This window comes from Trueperella sp. HMSC08B05 (assembly GCF_001808405.1).
Classification (GTDB): Bacteria; Actinomycetota; Actinomycetes; order Actinomycetales; family Actinomycetaceae; genus Trueperella; species Trueperella bernardiae.
The window spans coordinates 1-19,750 of the sequence record NZ_KV793269.1 but is presented as its reverse complement, the minus strand read 5'-3'; the positions used below and the strand labels follow the sequence as shown (position 1 = coordinate 19,750).

Sequence of the window (19,750 nt, the reverse complement as noted above, 5' to 3'; positions counted from 1 at the left end):
ATGACTCCACGGATCCTCGTCATCTCTTTTTCCAAGATCGCCTCGGACGCACGCGTGCTCCGGGAAATTTCTGTGGTGGCTAAGCACGGCCACGTGACCACTGTGGGTTACGGCCCCAAGCCCGCGGGTTCGGATGAGCATCTTCAGCTGCCGGACAAGGCCGTCTCTCTGCCGCAGACCCCGCTCGGCGTGCTCAAGCTCGCACTGCGCATGCACAAGTCCGTGGAGTTGGATGCACCCGGCACCCGTGCGGCCCTCGCGCTCATCGGGGATCGCACCTTTGACCTGGTGATCGCCAACGACGCCCGGGCCCTGCCGCTCGCGTTCGCCGTGCGCGGGCAGGCACCCGTATGGGCCGACCTGCACGAGTGGGCGCCCGAGGAGCGTACGCACGTCACCTCCTGGCGCCTGCTCGTGGCGCCGTTCATGGACTACGCTTGCAAGACATATCTTCCGCAGACCGCCGCCCAGTCCACGGTGGGTGAGGAGATCGCCTCGCTCTACCGCGAGCGCTACGGGGTTACTCCCAGGCTCGTGCGCAACATGGCACCGTTCGCTGACCTCGAGCCCAGCCCCATGCGCGAGGACGGGGTCATCCGGCTGGTCCACTCCGGCGGCGCCGTGTTCGGGCGCAACATCGAGGCGATGATCGCCGGGGCCGTGGACGCGGGCGATAAGGTCACGCTTGATCTCTACCTCATCCCGGCGAACGACGGCGGCGCCTACCTGCGCAAGCTTAAGGAGATCGCCGGCGATAACCCGCGCATCACCTTCCACGGCCCGGTCAAGCCGGACGAGCTGCCCGCCACGCTCAACGCCTACGACGTGGGCATCTTCTGGATCCCACCGTTCAACACAAACGCCCGCCTGACGTTGCCCAACAAGATCTTCGACTTCATCCAGGCTCGGCTCGCCGTGGCCGTCGGACCCACCGTGGAGATGGCGCGGCTCGTGGAACGCTACGGGCTCGGCCTGGTGACCGAGGACTTCGAGCACGACACGATCGTGAATGCCATCCAGAGCCTGACGCGAGAGCAGGTGGAGCAGTGGAAGCGGGCCTCGACAGCCTGCGCGCGCGAGCTCTCCTTCGAGAACGAGTCGCGTACGATCGACTCGATTATTGGCGAGTTGCTCGGGGGCTCAGAGCCCGCTTGACGCCCTCCAGGGCCGTGCGGCCCGTCTGCCGCAGCGAGTGGGACTCGACCACCCACGCCCTTCGGCGCCGGCGATCCTCATCGCCCCGAGGCTTCTCAAGCGCGGCCAGCATGGCCGAGGCGACCTCATCGACGTCGTAGGCAACCACCGCCCCCAGGCGCTCGCTGACGATCGGCTCGCGCAACGGGCCAGGGCCACAGTAGACAACGGGGGTGCCCACCGCCAGGGCCGAGTAGACCTTGGTCGGCATTGCGAAGTCGTAGCCGAGTCCCGGCTTGATCGACACCAGCGCGCTGACCGCACCGCGCTGCCAGGCGGCCGCCTCCTGCGCATCCACCCGGCCCAGCTGGGTGATGACACCCGTGGGTAGCTCGCGCGCGATCGCGTCGATCGCCTCGGCCGAACTGCCTTGGCCGAGGTACACGAGCTTCGCATCCGGGCGCTGGGCGTGAACCTTGCGCATGGCCTGGGCGAAGATTTCCGCCCCCTGCCACTCAGAGGCCGTCCCCGCGTACACGAAGTACGGCCCCTCGGCGTCGGCAGGCGTGGGGCCTTCCATCGTGAACACGTCGGTGTCAATCCCGTTGGTGGCCACAGTCACGTGCGTGTGGCCGAGCTCGCCGAGGCGGGCGGCCACCGCGTCGGAGACGGTGACGACATGCGCCGCTCCCCCGATAGCCCAGTTCTCCACCCAGCGCAACACCTTGACCACCGGCGCGGGCGCGGAGGTCTGTGCCGCGTCCGCCCAGATGTCCGGCACGTAGTAGACATAGGGGACGCGACGGATCGTGCAGGCGATCCGCGTGAAGAAACCGGTGGTGGGCGGCGGCTCGCAGATCACGACGTCGGGGCGCGGCACGGCGAGCAGGCGCACGAAGGCCGGCAGGTCAAAGCTCATGTAGGGCAGGTAGCCGCGCACATACCCCTCCGAGTCACGGAGCACGCGGCGCCGGCTGACCCGGATCCCCGGCTCGTTGCCCGTCTCGGTCAGAGCGTTGGGGATGTCGCTGGTGATAACCAGCGTCTTACCGCCGTCCTCGGCTATCGCCCGGGCGAGGGCGCGCAGGCGGAAGCTCGCAGCGGCCGGCTCGGGCACGTAGATACGGGAAACAATGACACACCTTGTCATAGCACCACATCCTAATATCGATTGCCGGGGCGTGGGGGAGGCAAGGACTATGATTGACACCCACCTCAAAGAATCTATGTCCCCTCATTCCATCCTCTAAAATGACTCACATGAAGATCCTTAGCGTCGTGGGCGCACGCCCGCAGTTTGTCAAGCTTGCCCCCATCGCGCACGCGTGTGAGCGCGCAGGCGTCGAGCATATCATCGTCCACACCGGCCAGCACTACGACCCGATGCTCTCGGATGTGTTCTTCGACGAGCTCGGCATCCCGGCCCCCGACGTCCACCTCGGCGTCGGCTCGGGCAGCCACGGCGAGCAGACCGGCAAAATGCTCGAAAAGCTCGACGGTGTGTTGTTGGATTACAAGCCCGACTGGGTTCTCGTCTACGGTGACACGAACTCGACGCTTGCCGCCGCCGTCTCCGCTGTCAAGCTTCACTTTCCCATCGCCCACCTAGAGGCCGGCCTGCGCTCCTTCAATAGGCTCATGCCCGAGGAGCACAACCGGGTGCTCACCGACCACGCCGCGGACCTCCTGCTCGCTCCCACCCAGGTGGCCGCCGAGCACCTCGCCCACGAGGGCCTCGCCGAGCGCACCGTGGTGGTCGGCGACGTCATGACCGACGTCCTTCTCACCGAGGTGGCCCAACTCGACGAGACCTACTCCCCGATCGCCGCAGAGCTGGGGCTGGAGAACGGAACCTTCTCCATTGCGACCATCCACCGGGCGGAGAACACCGACGGCGGCGAGCGCCTCGCCGCCGTGCTCTCCTCGCTCGAGCAGGTCGATCACACCGTCGTGATCCTCGCCCACCCGCGCCTTGTCGCCAAGTGCGCCGAGCACGGCCTTACCCTTGGCGGCGGCAATCTCGTGACCCACCCGCCGGTGCCCTACAGCCAGTTGCTCGCCACGGTGCGCCACGCCCGCGGCGTGATCACCGATTCGGGCGGTCTGCAGAAGGAGGCATTCCTCCTGCGTACCCCGTGTACCACGGTTCGCACCGAGACCGAATGGGTAGAGACGGTTCAGCTCGGCTGGAACGTGCTGGTCGAGCCGGGCGATGCCCTCATCGAGGCGGCCTCGCGCCCTCGACCGGCAGACACGGACGCCACGCCGTACGGCGACGGGCATGCAGCAGACCGCGTCGTCGGGTTGCTCCAGGATCGGGTCCGCTAGGCAGGCCGCACATCGGCTGGGTCCGCGTTGCCGTGGCAACGCGGACCCATTCTTATGCGCTCTAGCGCACGGAATCCAACGGAGGCTGAATCACGGATAGCCTCCGGTCTCGGACATTCCACCAGTTCGGAGCCTCGGCTCGCCCAGGGCAGCCGGTGATCTGCCACAATCGAGCTCCGTCGACCTCCGCCACCAGGTGGAAATAGCCGTTGGACGTGTCCACCGAGTGCAGGCCGGGCACTGATTCAGCACCGTTGATGCCCTGGTATGTAATGGGAGCGTCCTCATAGTAGTAGTTGATGCCGTAGGCGTTCAGCACCTGGCAGACCCGGGGGTCGTACTCGATACTCCTCAAACCATTGGCTAGGATCTTGCCCTCGACGTCAACGTTGCGAACGACGATCGAGGAGAAGACTGAATCGATCGGCCCGAACGCCGGCGCATAGGCGATGCCCGAGGTCGGATCGCCCACCACGATGGAGCGCTTCGGAATGTAGTCATCCAAGTGAGCGATGAAGTCCAGCTCGGCACGTGATTTGAGAATCTGATCCGCACCGAATTTCGGTTTGGCTTGCGCGTACACCGTGGGCTTGTTGTACACAAACGACGCGCAGAACAGAACGACGATCAGAGCGGCCGCCATGCCACCGACAAACGCGGGACGCCGAGCGATCACGTCCGTCTGAGCGCTCATCGAGCGCGCCGGGGCACCCTTGGTTGCGAACCTGGAAAGCCAGCCGATCACCTCGGAGGCGGCAAGCGCAAGGATGAGTGCCAGGAAGATCACCTGGACGGCGAAGAGCCGGTAGGCATTGTGATACCACAGGCCGGCCACCGAAGTGAGCGGGCCGAGGGGGAAGAACGCGCCGAGGATCAGGAGCGTTTGCATCACCCATGCTAGGGCGATCCAATAGAGGTGGCGTCGGCGGATCACTACACGCAGCCCTATCACAATTGCGGATACCATGACGATGCTCGCACCGGCTAGCACGATGGGATTCCTGCCGACGGGCCAGACGGCGAGCGCTGACACGAGCCGCGCCGAAACATCGTCCCAGCCACGCGGCATACTCCGGCCGAGATAGTCACGCACGATTGACGAACTGAGCGCGAGGGCGAGAGCGGCTACCATCGCCAGGACCACCAGGACGGTGAGCAAGATTCCCTTGCGGCCCTGCATAGCGTTTAGCCGATCACGCATGGCATGCACGACAACCATGATGACTGCCGGGATCGCTATCCAGCCGAGGGTGAAGGCGGTCGAGGGGTGCGCCGCCGCCACGCCGACAACTCCGACGGCCACCACAGCTACCGAGAGGAGGAGGATCTCCTTGGCATTCTGCCTTCCTCCCCAACGGTAACGGTGATACGCCGCGACCACCGCACCCATCACGGCCGGGGTGGCGGCAAGCGCCAGGGAATTCGGCCACAAGCCGTTAACCACGGTAAGGTATCCCGGAAATATGGGGAAAGCGAGCAACATGACTGGCACGAGCATCGCGGCGATTGGGTGGTACGGAAGTGCCTTGGTTGCGAGATAACTCATGCCGACCACCCAGATGATCGGAATCACCACGAAGGCCAGGACGTGCGAGGCAGGCACAATTGTTCCAGTCGCGGCCACAAGGGAGACGATCCCGTGCCACACGGAGGGGTAGACGGTACCCGCAACCCGGATGCCGTGGTTCGTGTCCATCGCACCGAACATGGAGGCGTTCTCTCTGAGCAACACGGCGTTCACACCGTTGTAGTGGAACATCGGATCCGGGCTCCAGCTGGGAACCGTGGGATCCATGAGGATCAGGATCGGGGCCAGCATGACCAGCAACACCGCCACCGGGAGGCCGATGGCCACCGCCATGGTCTTTCGCGGATATGCGCCATAGGGAGCTCTATCCGCACCAAACACCGCGGATACGTGACGTCGCACGATCGCACATATCAAGATCACCAGCACAGACAGGAGCGCGAAACTTGCGCGATTCCAGCCCACGTCACCGTCGTTGAGGACAATTGCGCCAATGCCGACGATCGCCATCGTCCAGGCCGGCGCCAGGGCAAACGAGCCGAAGCGCGGGAAGCGGAGGAAGCGGAGAGCGATGTAACCGGGTAGAAAAACAACCGCCATCAGCGCCAGAAAAAGGCCAGCGTAGCCAGCCCAGGTGCCCAGATACCCCACAGTTTCTCCATCTCTGTTCGTGCTTTGCTTGTTTTAGTCTGCTCCACGAGGTAGCCGTCCTCAATCATGTCGCCGCTGTACGCGGTGTGAGATTAGCTAGCCTCCCGCGTGGCTGACCCGTGCGCGCGAAGCTGCCTAGCTGGCCGCCCGGGGAAGGGAAGCGCTGGGTTGCCCTCACGCCTCGGAGCTGTCCGCAGTCCGGTCAAAATCGCGTGCCGCCCATAGCGCCATCACAATCATGAATCCCAGCAATCCCGCCATCATCCAGCTCATCGCGGCGATCGTTCCGAGGAGCCCAAACGGGTTGATCGCCAGGAGTGCCAGGGGCGCGGCGGCGAAGACCACGGAGAAGGCGAGAAGCCATTGTTGCTTCGAGGTGACCACGAATACGGTCGAGATCGGCGAGGTAATGAGCTGAAGCGCCAGCCAAGGGGTGAGAGCCCGCGCGAAATCGCCCGCTTGGTCCCACTGCGGACCGAAGACAAAGGTGAACAGCCACGGCGAGACGATGTACAGCGCGATGAAGGGAGGGATTCCGAACACGGCCGAGCGCAATGTGGTCCTCCCCACCAGAAGCCTCATTCCTCCCGGTTTGATCGCTGCAAGTTCCCGGTAGAAGACCTGGGAGATGGCTCCGTTGATGAGCCCGATGGGAACCTGCAGAGTCCGCCACGCAAGGTTGAACTGGCCCAACCCGCTCACGGCCACGAGCCCCACGAGCATCTGAATGCCGTTGACCCGCACCGCGTCAACAAGCGCGTTAGGCAGGTTCAGCAGTGGCATCTTTTTATACTTCTTCGCCACGTACGCCAGCGAGGGGGCGTCCTCCCCCACGGGCTGGCGGAAATCCTTCGCTTTCGCGTTCAGCCGGAAGAAGGCCCAGGCCTGCCCCACGAGCGTTCCAAACAGGAGGCCCTGCATCGATACCATCCCCGCTACCCCGAAGCCGAGCTGTCCGCCCGCGGAGCCCACGGTCTGCTCGACCCGGTTGATGGAGATGGCCTTGTAGTTACGCGTCCGGTTGTGCCAATACTGCAGGATGGTAACCTGAGCGACGAGGAAGATGCTGAGCCCGCCAACGGGCAACCAGTCGGCCACGACCCGGTTTCCCCAGAGGTCGAACACCCAGTTGCGCAGGAATACAGCTGCCAGCGCGAACGCGACCGAGATGATGACGTTGATCCGAGTCGCGAGCTTGCCAACTACCCGCGCTTCCTCATCCGAGTCCGGAAGCACGATCGTCATGTCGTAGCGCAGGCTGGCTATAGCGGTCACGACGCCGGTGATCGAGCCGTAGATCGCGAAGGCGCCAAAGTCTTCCGGGGAGAAGATGCGGGCCGTCAACAGCGAGATGAGGATCGCGATGAGTTGAGCGAGAGTGGACCCCGTCAACAGGACGAGAACGTTTTTGAACACGGGCCGGTGCTCTAGCTGATTGGTCGCCCACCGCCATGCCCTCACTGCGTCCCTCCCCGCGAGTCGGGAACCACATCCTGTTCCGGCACCCATGTATTGCTCAGGAACTCCTCGGCGAAAACGCCCATGAGGGTCTCGCCTCGCAAGAGTTTCCAAGCGAGCATCCCCGTGGAGGTGCCTCGAGCAAATCCCTCAAAGCCCATCGGGTGATTGAGCTGGGTTTTGACGGATTTCAGACGATTCACCTTCTCAACCAGCTTCAGTTTCTTGGCGATCGCCAGGAGCTCGGCCCGCCCTCGCGACACTCTGGGTGCCGTGGCAACATGAAAATACTCGAGCTCCTCGCCCGTGGTCTTTGCGAACCAGGCGTTGGTAAACTCACGATACTCGGCGCGATCCGGGCTATAAACACCAAAGGGCCCGGATAGCCACAGCTCATGGAAAGACCGCTCGTACATGGGCATAGCCCAGTCGAAGCCGAAATGCTCGTACGCTCGCACGGAATTCGAGATGTACTTGGCCTGCCGGTTATCCAGATTGAAATGGTGCATCAGATCAGAGCGGCGCTGCGCATCCCCATCGCCCCAGTGCGCATCGATGAAGCTCGAGATCTTCTCCGCGGTGTAGGCCCGCGCCACGGCTCGATCCGGGCGGCGTCTCAGGGAGAGATGGGTCTCCGCGACGGCGCGGGCAAGCTGGGCCTTCGTGACGGAGGTACCCGGCTGGAGGAGCTCAGCGTGGTGTTGATTGCCCACCACCGTGTGCCCAGGTAGCACGATCGCGTCTGCCTCAACCTGGTCCAGCTGGCGAAGCTTGCGGAGCGCATACCAGTCCTGGATGTGCGGAAGGGCGTTGCCTTCCCAGGCGCGGCGGAGAAACCCGTTGTTGGCGGGACTGTTCCAGGCCTGGGCGACACGCTCGCCGTCCTGCTCCACAAAGATCCAGTCGAAGCCCGCGAGGTCCGCCGATCGCCGCGAAATGCCGGCCTCGGCGGAGCCGGCCTTCCCATACGTGAAGTTGAGGACGTTCGGGGCGTCGAGTTCACGAAGAATCGCCAGCTGCAGGCGCGAGTCAATCCCGCCAGAAAGCGGGATGAGGAGCTGCCTGCCATCGGCGCGAGCAAGCAGACCCGCATACGTGCGCAGAAGTTCCTCTTTCACCGCCCGCCAAAAGGAGGAAGAATCGGCCGAATGCTCGGGGTAAAAGTTGACGTACTGTTTCTGGCTGATCGTCCCACCACGAACCACGGCCAGCGTGCTCGTCGGTAGCGACGTCACCCCGTCGACCAACATGTCGGCGCCGAGGACGTACCCGCTGTGGAGGAACTCCTGTGCCGCGTGCTCGTTACGGACGAATGGGATGTGAGCGCGCATGGCTTCGATGGAGGATGACACCACGGTCGGCGACCCCAAGGCGATGTGAATGGGGAAGGAACGCGCCTGATCCGTCATGAGGTAGGCCGTATCCTCCGTCACGAAGGCCGCTGCCCAGTTGCCTACCTGACGGCGGATCCACTCTTCCAGGCGCTCGCCACCGTCCGGGATACCGATGGGTTCCTGGCCGCGAAGCGAGGCGCGCCAGTACAGGGTGCCTGCGGGGCCCTCGAGGGGCAGCCAATTCTCGGCGTCGGCGATGATTACAGCACACATGGGTTTGATCCTACCGGCACCGGCACGTTTCGCTTATTTCTGTGGCGACGCCGACACGGCGGCCTCACGCCGATGTGCCGCGGCGTGCCGCCTCGTGTGACAGCTCCGCCAGGTGCCGGGCGAAGTCCTCGTATTGCTTACGCGCGTTCGACATCTCCGACCAGGTCTGACGCGCCGCCTCGCACATTCGCTGATAGGCCGCGTCGTCAGCGCGCGCCACCTTCTCGATCGCGTCGGCGATCTCGGCGGCGTTCGTCTCGACGGGAACGATAACGCCGTTGACGCCGTCGTGAACGACCTCGGCCGTCCCGCCGGCCGACGTCGCCACCACGGGCAAGCCGGCGGCCAGCGCATCCATCACCGTGACGGGCACGCCCTCACCGTCCGACGTATTGAGAAACAACGTAATGGACGGGTCGGCGTAACGCTGGCGCGCTTCCGCGTTGGGCCGGTGCCCGAGGAACTCGACCGTCGAATGGGGACAGAGCCGATCCGCGAGCTCCCTGGCATGGGCGAGGCGATCGGGATTGGACTCCCCGATATGTTGCCAGCGCACGTTCCATCCTCGCCTTTCGAGTTCACCGATCGTCTCCGTCATCAGGTCGATCCGCTTGTAGGGCGCCATGTGCGAGCAGGAGAGAATGGAGACGGTCTGAGAGCGCGTCCGGTGGACGAGCGGAACCTCGGGCACGCCGAGTCGGCGGACTTGGATCTGTCCGGGCCTGCGTTCCCCGTGGTTCGTGAGGAACCTCGCCGCGTAGTCGCTGATGGGATAAATGTGATCCAGTTCGTCGAGGAGGAAGCGCCGCGCCGGAATGTAGCCGTAGCGCGAGTCCTTCTCGTCGACGTCGTAGGCGTGTGCCCGGCTCACGACGACGCCCCTGCGGCTCTCTGCCATGAGGTACTTGCGCATGAGCGCACCCACCGCCGCGGGGGTGTGCAGCCAGTAGGCGTAGAAGACGACGGAATCGAACTGGGAGAGAACCTCCTTGGAAATGATCTTGCGCACCTGATTAAACAGGTCGACGGCGTTAGCCGAGAATCGGGCGTCGATCAGCGCTCGGGTGCGATCCGTAAGCGGGCAGTTCTCGTATAACGACGGCGCCCGCATGAGCACCTGCGGAACCCTCAGCACAGTTGTGACCCACCACGGTAGCGAAACGGATGGATCTGGCGCCACCGCCACCGCGTTGGGCGGTAAGGTCCGGGTCTGCTTGGCGTCGGCGGAACGCGTGCGCATGGGGATGATGAGCACCTTGTCGAACTGTTCGCACACGATATCAATTTCCTGCTCAAGGAACTCCTCCCCTACGTTAAAGGGGAAACTGTCCGTCAGCATAACCAAAGCTCGCGCCATATGATCAACCGGTCCTCTCAGTCCACCGTTGATGGCGATCTTATCGCACCAGCTGAGACGATGGCGCAAACACGAAAGACACGTGTGGCCGGATCTGATTTCCTCACCGCCTTCGCCCGGCATGCCAGCCGGACAGGTTAGGCTACAGCCATGACTACAACGTGGCAGAAAATGCTTCACCTTGGTGACCCGGCCTTCACCGCGACCGTCCTCGCCCGCAAGGCCCGCGACCGCGGATACGACTGGAAGGTGATCCAGTGGGCGCGCACACCCGTCCACTCCAGCCCGCTTGCGACGAAGGCTCACCGGGCCGCACGCGGCCTGGCCTGGGAGGTCCGCTTCGCGGCCACCCGGGCCCGCTACCCGCTGATCCATCTGCACTCCGCCCTCGCGCTGCCGCACGTGAAGTGGGCGCTGCGCACCTACGCGCTCCACCTGCACGGCACCGACATCCGTACCCAGCAGTACAAGCCCGCCTACCGCGCGCGCATCCTCGCCGCGATCGACGGCGCGGCGGTGGTCTACTACTCGACCCCCGACCTCCGCGCGCATGTGGTGCCTCACCGCGCGGACGCGATCCTCGTCCCCGTTCCTGTCGCGGCGAGCACCACGCCACTGGGCACGCCCGCACCAGGCTTAGCCGGGCGCGACTACGTGTTCTTCGCCTCCCGTTGGGAGGACGTTAAGGGCGGACAGAATCAGATCGACTTCGCCCGCGAGCTGCGCCGCGAACTCGGCGACTCAACGGCGATCGTGGGCATTGACTGGGGTCCAAACTCTGGCCAAGCGCGCGCGGCGGGCGTGGAGCTCATCCCGAAGCAGGCCTACCCGGACTACCTCGCCACGATTGCGGGGGCGAGGCTGGCGATCGGCCAACAGAGCGGGATCATGGGCGCCTCCGAGCTCGACTCCCTCGACCTCAACGTCCCGCTCGTCATGGCGCTCAATCCCGACTGGTACGATGGCTCGGCCCCGTCGCTCCTCTCCCCTCCCGTACTCGGCGGAACGGCGGTGGACCCGGCCGACGTCGCGACACTAGCCCGCCTGACGCGCGACGCGCTTGAGAACCCCACCCCGGCCGACACCCACGCATGGGTGCAGCGCCACCATTCCCCGAGCGCTGCACTCGACATCGTCCTCGAAGGCTACGCTCACTACCTCTAAGAGCTCTAAGAGCGTGCGCGGAACCGCACTCAACGCACTCACATAGCAAAAGGTGGGCGGGAGCTCCAGCTCCCGCCCACCTTTGCTTCCTAGCTATCTGCTTCGTGGCCTAGAAGTGCCGGACCTCCCCGTCCGCCGCGGCCGAATCCAGGATCGCCTGCACCACTTCCATGGTGGTCAGCGCCTCCTTCATCGTCACGTGCTCCGACCCCTTGCCCAGAATCGCGTCCCGGAAATGCTCGTGCTCCACTGCCAGCGGTTCGCGCTTTTCGAACGCGTAGCGGATCACCTGGCCCTCGGAAACGCCGCGGAAGGCGGAGATCTGATCCCAGCCGAGCGGCAGCGAGCCGTTCTCGTAGAACGTCAGGTCGCCCATCGTGGTATCGGCCACGAGCGCGCCGTGCTCGCCCAGCACCACGGTCTGGCGCTCCTTGTACGGGGTGAGCCAGTTGACCAGGTGGTTAACCAGCACGCCGTTCTCCAGCTTGCCGGACGCCGTCACCAGATCCTCGTACTCGCGCTCGGCGCGGTGCGCCGTCTGAGCCGAGATGGAAGCGTACTTTGAGCCGGCAACCCACGCCGTGAGGTCGACGTCGTGGGTAGCCAGGTCCTTGACCACGCCCACGTCCGCGATGCGCGCCGGGAACGGCGACTGGCGGCGGGTGGTGATCTGGTAGACCTTGCCCAGCTGGCCCTCGGCGATCCGGCGGCGCATCTCGAGCAGCGCCGGGTTGCAGCGTTCCACGTAGCCCACCGCGCCCACGAGCCCCTTGGACTCAAAGGCCTGCACCATCGCCTTGCCCTCCTCGATCGTGGAGCCCAGCGGCTTTTCCACCATCGTGTGAACGCCGGCCTCCGCCAGCTTGAGGGCCACCTCGGCGTGCTGCCCGGTGGGCACGGCCACCATGGCGGCGTCGATGCCAGCGTCAATCAGCGCGTCGACGTCGGGAAGGACCTCCAGGTCCCCCGCCACGCCAAACTTGTCCCCATACGGGTCAGCAACGGCCACCAGCTCGGCGCCCTCCAGCGCGCGAATGTTGCGCGCGTGGTGGCGACCCATCGAGCCCAGGCCGATCAGTCCGTAACGCAAAGTCATTAGGCACCAGCCTTCGCCACGGCGTTGACGGCCTCGACGATCCGGTCAAGGTCCTCCTGGCTGAGCGACGGGTGCACCGGCAGGGAGATGACCTCCTTGGCGGCCGCCTCCGTGTTCGGCAGCTCCAGGCCCGGTGCGAAGTGCGCCAGCGAAGGCAGGCGGTGGTTCGGAATCGGGTAGTACACGCCGCAGCCCACCTTGTACTCCTCGCGCAGGGCGTTCGCGAAGCCATCGCGATCGTCTGCCACGCGAATGGTGTACTGGTGGTAGACGTGCACGGCACCCTCGGCCACCGGCGGCACGACGACGCCCTCCAGGTTAGCGTTCAGGAACGCGGCGTTCTCCTGGCGGATCTTCGTCCAGCCCTCAAGTTTGCGCAGCTGCACGCGGCCAATGGCGGCGTGAATGTTCGTCATGCGGTTGTTGAGGCCCACCAGCTCGTTCTGGTACTGCACCTCCATGCCCTGGTTGCGCAGCAGGCGAGCGCGGCGGGCGATCTGTGGATCCTTGGTGGAGATCATGCCACCCTCACCGGAGGTCATGTTCTTCGTGGGGTAGAGCGAGAAGCCGGCGAAGGAACCGAAGGTGCCCACCATCTCCCCGTTCAGCGACGCGCCGTGAGCCTGGGCGGCGTCCTCGAAGATCTGCAGGCCAAACTCCTCGGCAATCTTGCGGATCTCCACCATGTTCGCCGGGTGGCCGTACAGGTGGACGGGCATGATGCCCTTGGTGCGCTCGGTGATGGAGGCGCGGATCGAATCGGGATCGAGGCAGAAGTAGTCCGGCTCGATGTCGGCGAACACGGGGCTCGCGCCGGTCAACGCCACCGAGTTGCCGGTTGCCGCGAAAGTGAAGGACGGGACGATGACCTCGTCGCCCTCGCCGATGCCTGAGGCCAGCAGGCCAATGTGAAGGGCCGAGGTGCCGGAATTGACCGCCACAACCTCAGCGCCCGGGGTGAGCTGCTCGGAAAACTCCTGCTCGAAGGAGGCAACCTCCGCGCCCTGTGCCAGCATGCCGGACGCGAGAACCGCATCAACCGCGGCGCGCTCCTCTTCGCCCACGATCGGCTTGGCGGCCGGGATCATCTGTCGTTCCATTTTTACTTAGCAACCTTTCGGATTGTGTTGTCACATTCTTGGTAAGTATCTCCGGTGGCGGGGCACGTCCACATCCCGTTCCCGTCATCCTCCAGCTTGACGCCGGCATGCCCGACCCAGCCGATCTGCTTGGCCGGCACACCCGCCACGATGGCGTGCGGGGGCACATCGCGAGTGACCACCGAGCCAGCCGCCACCAGCGACCACGCCCCGATCGTCACGGGAGCCACGCACACGGACCGGGCGCCCACCGACGCGCCGGTCTCCAACGTCACACCCACCTGCTCCCAGTCGGAGGCAGACTTCAACGAGCCATCGGGGTTCACCGCACGCGGGTAGTGATCGTTGGTGAGCACCACGGCCGGGCCAATGAACACGCCGTCGGCCAGCTTGGCCGGCTCGTAGACGAGCGCGTAGTTCTGCACCTTGCAGTTGTTGCCCATCTCGACGCCCTCGCCGATGTAGGCCCCGCGGCCAATCACACAGTTTTCGCCAATGACAGCGTGCTCACGAACCTGAGCGAGATGCCAGACACTGGATCCATCGCCAATCTTCGCCTCATCCGACACGTCAGCCGAATCAACGATCCGCGCTTTTGCCATCCATTTCTCCTTGTATTGGCAGGCACAAAAATCGGTTCGTAGAACCTTATGCAATAATATATCCCATGCAAGACGCCGGCTTTCGGGACTTAGCACGGGTGAGTTGGCTCGTGGTCCCCCTGTATAACGAGGCGACCGTCATCTACGACGTCGTTCGCCAAGCACGCCAGACCTTCCCCAACATCGTCTGCGTCAACGACGGTTCGAAAGACGACTCGGCACGGCTGGCGCGCGCCGCGGGCGCGGTCGTCGTCGACCACCCCATCAACCTCGGGCAAGGCGCCGCCCTCCAAACCGGGATCACGTGGGTGCTCACCTACACCGACGCCAAATACATCGTCACCTTCGACGCCGACGGGCAGCACCGCACGTCCGACGCCGCTCGCATGATCGAGCGCGCCGAACGCGAGGACCTTGCCTTCGTGCTCGGCTCTCGCTTCTTGACCGGCGAACACCAGGCCGGGTGGCTGAAGAAGGCCGTGCTTTCAACCGCCGCGAAGGTCACGCGGGCGCGCACCGGCATGAACCTCACTGACTCCCACAACGGCCTACGAGTACTGCGCCGCGACGCCGCCACCCGGCTCGACCTCACCATGCACCGCATGGCCCACGCCTCCCAGATCATCAACCAGCTCGCCTCCATGGGCTTGCCGTGGGCTGAAGAGCCCGTGACAATCGACTACACCGACTATTCTCGTTCTAAGGGTCAGAGCCTGCTCAACGGCGTCAACATCCTGACCGACATGATCTTCGCACCGACAGAGAGCCGATAAACATGCTGATCAAGCTCATCCTCCTCGCGGTTGTCCTCGTGGCGGCCGTGTACCTCGTGCGCGGCACGCAGGACACGAAGAACGTGGCACTGCGCCGCCTACTCCTGCTCGTGTTCGTCGCCCTCGCCGTCGCCACCATTGTTTTCCCGCAGATCACCACGAAAGTGGCGCACTTCGTGGGAGTCGGGCGCGGGGTGGACCTGCTGCTGTACCTGACGATCATCGCCTTCCTGTCCTACTCCGTGGTCTCCTACCGGCGCATGGTCATCCTGGAAAACCGACTGGTAGACCTGGCCCGCGAGTTGGCGGTGGCCCGCACACACCCTGAAACGATCACCCGGGCTGGCGAATTCACGCCCGCCACCGATCCCGCGGAGGCCATCCTCCACGGCGAAACCCTCGAGGAGGAGGAAGAAAAATGAAGGTACTGGTCACCGGCGGCGCAGGCTTCATCGGCGCCAACTTCGTCAACTACACCGCATCCGAGCTTCGCAACGCCGACGTCACGGTCATCGACAAGCTCACCTACGCGGGAAATAAGGACTCAATTGAGATGCTCGGGGCGGGCGTGAAGCTGGTTAAGGGCGACATCTCCGACCCCGACGTCATCGACCCGCTCGTGGCCGAGGCCGACGTCGTCGTGCACTTCGCCGCCGAATCACACAACGACAACTCGCTACGCGACCCGTGGCCCTTCATCCAGTCCAACATCATCGGCACCTACCAGATCCTCGAGGCGCTACGCCGCCACGGTGGGCGCCTTCACCACATTTCCACCGACGAGGTCTACGGCGACCTGGAGATCGGCGAGGACCGCAAGTTCAAGGCGGGCGACCCGTACGTGCCCTCCTCCCCCTACTCCGCCTCCAAGGCATCCTCGGACCACCTGGTGCGCGCCTGGGTGCGCTCTTTCGGCATCGAGGCCACCCTGTCGAACTGCTCGAACAACTACGGGCCCTACCAACACATCGAGAAGTTCATCCCCCGCACGATCACCAACCTGATCGACGGGGTCAAGCCCCGCGTGTACGGCACGGGCGAGCAGATCCGCGACTGGATCCACGTCCACGACCACAACACCGCCGTGTGGGACATCATCAACAAGGGCCGCATCGGGGAGACGTACCTAATCGGCGCGAACGGGGAGAAGACGAACCTGGAGGTCACCCAGCTCATCCTCGAGGAGTTCGGCTACGACCGAGACGACTTCGACCACGTGGCCGACCGCCCCGGCCACGACCAGCGCTACGCCATCGACAACACCCAGCTGGTGTCCGAGCTCGGCTGGCAGCCCACCTTCACCGACTTCCGCGACGGCCTGCGCGACACCATCTCCTGGTACAAGAACCACGAGGACTGGTGGCGCCACCAGAAGGCCGAGGTCGAAGCCAAGTACCGCAAGGCCGGCCAGTAGTGGGGTCCGCCGCGGCCGTCGTCGTCACGTACGGCCCGGATGCGCGCACTGCCGCCCTCATTGAGGCGTTGGCGCGGCAGTGCGCGGTGGTCGTGGTGGACAACGGCTCGGCGCCCGCGGCCCTCGCCGAGATCGCCGACGCTGTACGACGCGCGGGGGCGCAGCTCATCGAGCTGGGCACCAACACCGGCATCGCCCACGCCCAAAACGTCGGGATCCTGCGGGCCCGCAAGCTCGGCGTCGACTACGTGCTGCTCTCCGACCAGGATTCCCTTCCCGACGCACGAATGGTCGCCAAGCTCGTCGACCGCCTGGAGCGCGGGACGGGGGCTGAGGCAACGGGCGGCACGGGCGCGCCGATCGGGGCGGTGGGCCCATACATCGCGGAGAACAAGCCCGGAGGGGACGAGCTGGTCTACGTGGACCGGCGCTGGGGGCCGCGGCGCGCGAGCGCCGAGGAGCTGGCCCAGCCCGCCGTGGAGGCCGCCTTTCTCCTGGCCTCCGGGTGCCTCATTCCCATGCGGGTTCTGGAGGAGGTGGGCCCGATGAACGAGGCCTACTTCATCGACCACGTCGACCTCGAGTGGTGCCTGCGCGCTCGCAAGCGCGGCTACCGGATGGTGGTGGACACGGGCGCCAAGCTCGAACACTCGCTGGGGGACGCAACCGTCCAGCTGCCCGGGCGCACCCAACCCGTGCACGTCCACGGTCCCATCCGCTGCTACTACCTGGCTCGCAACACGATCTTCCTGCTGCGCTCAGGGCTCCTGCCCTGGCACTGGCGGACAGGCTACGTGGTGTGGCTGGCGAAGTTCGCCGCCTTCCACTCCCTAGTCGCCGACCGCCGGGCTGAACGCATCACCCAGTTGGCCGCCGGCCTGCGCGACGGGCTCCTTGGCCGGGGCGGCCCCCGCTAGCCGGCTCGTTGCCGGACCTCCGTGGCAACCAGCCGCCAGCCTCCCACGGATGCAACGTTAATCCGCAATATGCAACACCAATAAACCGCTTTTTGCCGTTGCACATACGTAATTAGTGTGACACATGCGCCGAGGTCTGCCGCTGCGCCCGCAACTCCCGCGCCAGCCGCACCTTCAGCCCCGCCTTGATCGCGGCGCGCAGGGGTGCCTGCCACGGCCTGTCGTATACCTTCGCCAGGTACCGGTAGGCCGACCGGTGATGTTCGCGCATCATGGGTTCAGGCCGCTCCCGCCAGGATTTGCCCTGGTCGTGGACGGCCATGGCGTCGTGAACGAAAACCCGCTGCCAGCCGGCGCGCGCAAGGTCCTCCCCCAGCATCGTGTCCTCGAAAAACATGAAGAAGTCCACGTCGAACCCGCCCACATCCTCGAAGGCCTCGCGGCGGATGAGCAGACAGGCGCCAGAGAGCCAGTCCACGGGGTGAGTGGAGCCGGTGGCACCGTTCGCGTGGTAGCGCGCGGTCCACGGGTTGCCCGGCCACACTCGCCCGAAGAGCGCATGCCCGGTGCCGGCAACCAGCCGGGGGAACTGCCGCACCGAGGGATAGACCTCGCCCTCGGGCGTCATGATCTTGGGAGCGAACGCACCGCCGCGCGGGTAGTTCGCCGCCGCGCCGATCATGCGTGCAACGCTCCCGGGCTCGAGCCGGACGTCAGGATTGACGATAAGGAGCCAAGGCCCGGTAAACCCGCGAGCGCCCAGGTTGTTGGCCTTGCCATAGCCGAGGTTTGCGGGCGCGTCGATCACGGTGGCACGCGAGCGGGCGGCGTCGAGCGCGGGGGTGGCCGAGCCGTTATTCACCACGACGGCCTCGAAGGCCGTATCCCCCACGGCGGCAGGGAGCGAGTCGAGCAGTTGGGTCAGCTCATCGCCGGGGTTGAACGCCACACTCACCACGCGGATGAGGACCGAATCGTGCTCGTTACCTGCCATACCCCCACCTTAGCCAACGCGCGCGCGGGCGTTAAACACGACGCACATTCCCCGGGCTGATGAATACCTCGCGCGCCGGCCGCTATGATCGACACATGATATCTGCACCCGCTAAGCGCGGCCCGTCACATCGCTCCCTGGCCGGGAGCGATGTCCCCGTACTCCGCTGGGTGCTCGTCGTCCTCCTCGCCTTCCTGCTCACCGTGGGCTCGGCGGCCGCTTTTCTTTACCAGAACCTCCAGGGCAACCTGAAGGTCCAGGAGGTCGGCCACTACTTCGAACCGAACGAGCGCCCCACCCCCCAGGAGCCCGCGGACGAATCGGCAGGCCGGCCGCTCAACATTCTCATCCTGGGTTCGGATGTGCGCGAGGGTGCTAGCGACGTGGACGGGGCGGGCGCCGCCGGCTACATCACCGGTATGCGTTCGGACACGGCGATGCTCATGCACATTTCGGCGGACCGCCAGCGGGTGGACGTGGTCTCCATCCCGCGCGACACCCTGGTCACCATCCCCTCCTGCATCCTCAAGGACGGCTCACGCAGCTACGAGCAGTACGATGCGATGTTCAATTCGGCGTTTTCGATCGGCGGGCAGTCGGGCGACGTGGCAGGCGCCGCGGCCTGCACGATCCGCACGCTCGAGGAAATGTCGGACGTATACATCGACGGCTTCGTGGTCATCGACTTCGCTTCCTTCCAGGACATCGTCAACACTCTGGGCGGCGTGAACGTCTGCTTGTCCGAGCCCGCGGAGGACCAGGCGGCGGGCCTGCACCTCGAGGCCGGGTGCCAGGTGCTCGACGGCGAGCAGGCGCTCGCCCTGGCCCGCGCCCGTAAGTCGTTGGGCGACGGCTCCGACATCAGCCGCATCGGCCGCCAGCAGCAGATGGTCGAGGCGATCATCTCCAAGGCCCTATCTCTCAACATCGTCTCCGACCTGCCCACGCTCTACGGTGTGCTGAGTGACGTCACCGAAAACATCGACGTCTCCCCCAGCCTCGGTTCCATCACCTACCTGGGCGGGCTCGCCTACTCCCTGCGCGGGCTCTCACTCGACAACGTCAACTTCGTGACGATGCCGTTCTACCCGGAGGGCAACCGCGTGCGCCCGGCCGCCGCCGCCGCCGCCGTGTGGGAGGCCCTCCGCAACGACCAGCCGCTGCCCGAAGTGACCAACGACGCCAACACGGATAGCCCGATCCTCAAAGGCACCGAGGACGAGATCAACGCGTTCCAGCAGGCCATCGGCGGGGGCCTGCGCTTGGAGGACTGATGAGCCAGCCACCGTCGTTCGAACCCCGCAATCGCCGTCAGCGCCCCTCCGTTGAGGGTGCCCGCCCGGTCGGCCAAGGTCTCGAGGGCCAGGGTCGCGAAAGCCGGGGGCGCCAGGGCCAGCCGCGTGGTGACAGGCCCTCCAGTAGCCCCAGTCGCGCTGCGGGTGCACCCCGGCGGCCCGTGCGTCGTTCCGCGTTTGCCGACGACGCCCGCCCGGCCTCGTTCGCGCCCGTTTCCGGCGCGTCCGACTCGGCGTCCGATCAGGCTCCACCCCCGGCGTTCCCGCCCCAGGGCCAGCAGCGAGCGCGGGCCGAGCGCTCGCGCGTCGTCGACCCCCGTCCGGGCGCCGGG

17 protein-coding genes are annotated in these 19,750 nt (G+C 65.4%); 8 read left to right on the top strand and 9 right to left on the bottom strand.

All coding sequences use genetic code 11. The annotated features are described in order from the left end of the window. A complete protein-coding gene (locus HMPREF3167_RS07640; protein ID WP_062613636.1) occupies positions 1-1,155 on the top strand; it encodes a glycosyltransferase in 1,155 nt (384 codons plus the stop codon). Here the strand turns inward: HMPREF3167_RS07640 and HMPREF3167_RS07635 are convergent. Next, entirely contained in the window at positions 1,118-2,284 is a 1,167-nt protein-coding gene (locus tag HMPREF3167_RS07635; RefSeq protein ID WP_062613637.1) for a glycosyltransferase family 4 protein, read from the bottom strand. The two genes, HMPREF3167_RS07640 and HMPREF3167_RS07635, sit on opposite strands and share 38 nt — an antisense overlap. A 110-nt stretch (positions 2,285-2,394) precedes the next feature. Between HMPREF3167_RS07635 and wecB the strand changes: the two genes are divergently transcribed. Beyond that, the gene (wecB, locus tag HMPREF3167_RS07630) at positions 2,395-3,462 is read left to right on the top strand and encodes a non-hydrolyzing UDP-N-acetylglucosamine 2-epimerase (RefSeq protein ID WP_062613703.1); all 1,068 of its coding nucleotides are present in this window, start codon (positions 2,395-2,397) and stop codon (positions 3,460-3,462) included. A gap of 61 nt (positions 3,463-3,523) precedes the next feature. Here the strand turns inward: wecB and HMPREF3167_RS07625 are convergent, their stop codons facing one another. From HMPREF3167_RS07625 to HMPREF3167_RS07610, 4 genes are all read right to left on the bottom strand, one after another. Further along, the gene (locus HMPREF3167_RS07625) at positions 3,524-5,590 is read right to left on the bottom strand and encodes a DUF6541 family protein (protein ID WP_148132426.1); all 2,067 of its coding nucleotides are present in this window, start codon (positions 5,588-5,590) and stop codon (positions 3,524-3,526) included. 225 nt (positions 5,591-5,815) lie between these two features. After that, complete coding sequence (locus HMPREF3167_RS07620) at positions 5,816-7,057, bottom strand: lipopolysaccharide biosynthesis protein (protein WP_236698675.1); 1,242 nt, start codon at positions 7,055-7,057, stop codon at positions 5,816-5,818. Between the two features lie 41 nt (positions 7,058-7,098). Then, positions 7,099-8,706, bottom strand: a complete 1,608-nt coding sequence (locus HMPREF3167_RS07615) for an asparagine synthetase B family protein (RefSeq protein ID WP_070446327.1) — start codon at positions 8,704-8,706, stop codon at positions 7,099-7,101. Positions 8,707-8,770: 64 nt separating this feature from the next. After that, positions 8,771-10,045, bottom strand: a complete 1,275-nt coding sequence (locus HMPREF3167_RS07610; RefSeq protein ID WP_062613641.1) for a glycosyltransferase — start codon at positions 10,043-10,045, stop codon at positions 8,771-8,773. Between the two features lie 168 nt (positions 10,046-10,213). Between HMPREF3167_RS07610 and HMPREF3167_RS09695 the strand changes: the two genes are divergently transcribed. Then, positions 10,214-11,227 carry a glycosyltransferase family 4 protein gene (locus HMPREF3167_RS09695; protein ID WP_148132424.1) on the top strand — a complete coding sequence of 338 codons (1,014 nt, stop codon included), beginning with the start codon at positions 10,214-10,216 and terminating at the stop codon, positions 11,225-11,227. Positions 11,228-11,336: 109 nt separating this feature from the next. Here HMPREF3167_RS09695 and HMPREF3167_RS07600 read toward each other — a convergent pair whose 3' ends face one another. Genes HMPREF3167_RS07600 through HMPREF3167_RS07590 form a run of 3 tightly spaced genes read right to left on the bottom strand, consistent with a single transcriptional unit; the run spans position 11,337 to position 14,025 of the window. Beyond that, entirely contained in the window at positions 11,337-12,323 is a 987-nt protein-coding gene (locus HMPREF3167_RS07600; protein ID WP_062613643.1) for a Gfo/Idh/MocA family protein, read from the bottom strand. Next, positions 12,323-13,423, bottom strand: a complete 1,101-nt coding sequence (locus HMPREF3167_RS07595; RefSeq protein ID WP_062613644.1) for a DegT/DnrJ/EryC1/StrS family aminotransferase — start codon at positions 13,421-13,423, stop codon at positions 12,323-12,325. Before HMPREF3167_RS07595 ends, HMPREF3167_RS07600 begins: the two co-directional genes overlap by 1 nt. Before the next feature lie 2 nt (positions 13,424-13,425). Next, positions 13,426-14,025, bottom strand: a complete 600-nt coding sequence (locus HMPREF3167_RS07590; protein ID WP_062613645.1) for an acyltransferase — start codon at positions 14,023-14,025, stop codon at positions 13,426-13,428. A 65-nt stretch (positions 14,026-14,090) separates the two neighbouring features. Between HMPREF3167_RS07590 and HMPREF3167_RS07585 the strand changes: the two genes are divergently transcribed. Genes HMPREF3167_RS07585 through HMPREF3167_RS07570 form a run of 4 tightly spaced genes read left to right on the top strand, consistent with a single transcriptional unit; the run spans position 14,091 to position 17,129 of the window. Beyond that, a complete protein-coding gene (locus tag HMPREF3167_RS07585; RefSeq protein ID WP_062613646.1) occupies positions 14,091-14,798 on the top strand; it encodes a glycosyltransferase family 2 protein in 708 nt (235 codons plus the stop codon). A gap of 2 nt (positions 14,799-14,800) precedes the next feature. Continuing rightward, a complete protein-coding gene (locus tag HMPREF3167_RS07580; protein ID WP_062613647.1) occupies positions 14,801-15,220 on the top strand; it encodes a DUF2304 domain-containing protein in 420 nt (139 codons plus the stop codon). Beyond that, on the top strand, positions 15,217-16,212 hold the full coding sequence (rfbB, locus tag HMPREF3167_RS07575; protein ID WP_062613648.1) for a dTDP-glucose 4,6-dehydratase: 996 nt from the start codon (positions 15,217-15,219) through the stop codon (positions 16,210-16,212). The genes HMPREF3167_RS07580 and rfbB overlap by 4 nt, the downstream gene beginning before the upstream one ends. Next, positions 16,212-17,129, top strand: a complete 918-nt coding sequence (locus HMPREF3167_RS07570; protein WP_070446323.1) for a glycosyltransferase family 2 protein — start codon at positions 16,212-16,214, stop codon at positions 17,127-17,129. Before rfbB ends, HMPREF3167_RS07570 begins: the two co-directional genes overlap by 1 nt. 112 nt (positions 17,130-17,241) lie before the next feature. Here the strand turns inward: HMPREF3167_RS07570 and HMPREF3167_RS07565 are convergent, their stop codons facing one another. Then, a complete protein-coding gene (locus HMPREF3167_RS07565; RefSeq protein ID WP_070446321.1) occupies positions 17,242-18,123 on the bottom strand; it encodes a glycosyltransferase family 2 protein in 882 nt (293 codons plus the stop codon). A 95-nt stretch (positions 18,124-18,218) separates the two neighbouring features. Between HMPREF3167_RS07565 and HMPREF3167_RS07560 the strand changes: the two genes are divergently transcribed. Next, a complete protein-coding gene (locus HMPREF3167_RS07560; RefSeq protein ID WP_068538801.1) occupies positions 18,219-19,397 on the top strand; it encodes an LCP family protein in 1,179 nt (392 codons plus the stop codon). Positions 19,398-19,750: the final 353 nt, after the last annotated feature.

What these genes read in the sequence shown, in the direction of transcription:
- HMPREF3167_RS07565 (WP_070446321.1), bottom strand. Translation starts at nt 18,123, where the DNA reads ATGGCAGGTAACGAGCACGATTCGGTCCTCATCCGCGTGGTGAGTGTG.
- wecB (WP_062613703.1), top strand. Translation starts at nt 2,395, where the DNA reads ATGAAGATCCTTAGCGTCGTGGGCGCACGCCCGCAGTTTGTCAAGCTT.
- HMPREF3167_RS07590 (WP_062613645.1), bottom strand. Translation starts at nt 14,025, where the DNA reads ATGGCAAAAGCGCGGATCGTTGATTCGGCTGACGTGTCGGATGAGGCG.
- HMPREF3167_RS07585 (WP_062613646.1), top strand. Translation starts at nt 14,091, where the DNA reads ATGCAAGACGCCGGCTTTCGGGACTTAGCACGGGTGAGTTGGCTCGTG.
- HMPREF3167_RS07615 (WP_070446327.1), bottom strand. Translation starts at nt 8,706, where the DNA reads ATGTGTGCTGTAATCATCGCCGACGCCGAGAATTGGCTGCCCCTCGAG.
- HMPREF3167_RS07580 (WP_062613647.1), top strand. Translation starts at nt 14,801, where the DNA reads ATGCTGATCAAGCTCATCCTCCTCGCGGTTGTCCTCGTGGCGGCCGTG.
- rfbB (WP_062613648.1), top strand. Translation starts at nt 15,217, where the DNA reads ATGAAGGTACTGGTCACCGGCGGCGCAGGCTTCATCGGCGCCAACTTC.
- HMPREF3167_RS07640 (WP_062613636.1), top strand. Translation starts at nt 1, where the DNA reads ATGACTCCACGGATCCTCGTCATCTCTTTTTCCAAGATCGCCTCGGAC.
- HMPREF3167_RS07610 (WP_062613641.1), bottom strand. Translation starts at nt 10,045, where the DNA reads ATGCTGACGGACAGTTTCCCCTTTAACGTAGGGGAGGAGTTCCTTGAG.
- HMPREF3167_RS07595 (WP_062613644.1), bottom strand. Translation starts at nt 13,423, where the DNA reads ATGGAACGACAGATGATCCCGGCCGCCAAGCCGATCGTGGGCGAAGAG.
- HMPREF3167_RS07625 (WP_148132426.1), bottom strand. Translation starts at nt 5,590, where the DNA reads ATGGCGGTTGTTTTTCTACCCGGTTACATCGCTCTCCGCTTCCTCCGC.
- HMPREF3167_RS07635 (WP_062613637.1), bottom strand. Translation starts at nt 2,284, where the DNA reads ATGACAAGGTGTGTCATTGTTTCCCGTATCTACGTGCCCGAGCCGGCC.
- HMPREF3167_RS07560 (WP_068538801.1), top strand. Translation starts at nt 18,219, where the DNA reads ATGATATCTGCACCCGCTAAGCGCGGCCCGTCACATCGCTCCCTGGCC.
- HMPREF3167_RS09695 (WP_148132424.1), top strand. Translation starts at nt 10,214, where the DNA reads ATGACTACAACGTGGCAGAAAATGCTTCACCTTGGTGACCCGGCCTTC.
- HMPREF3167_RS07600 (WP_062613643.1), bottom strand. Translation starts at nt 12,323, where the DNA reads ATGACTTTGCGTTACGGACTGATCGGCCTGGGCTCGATGGGTCGCCAC.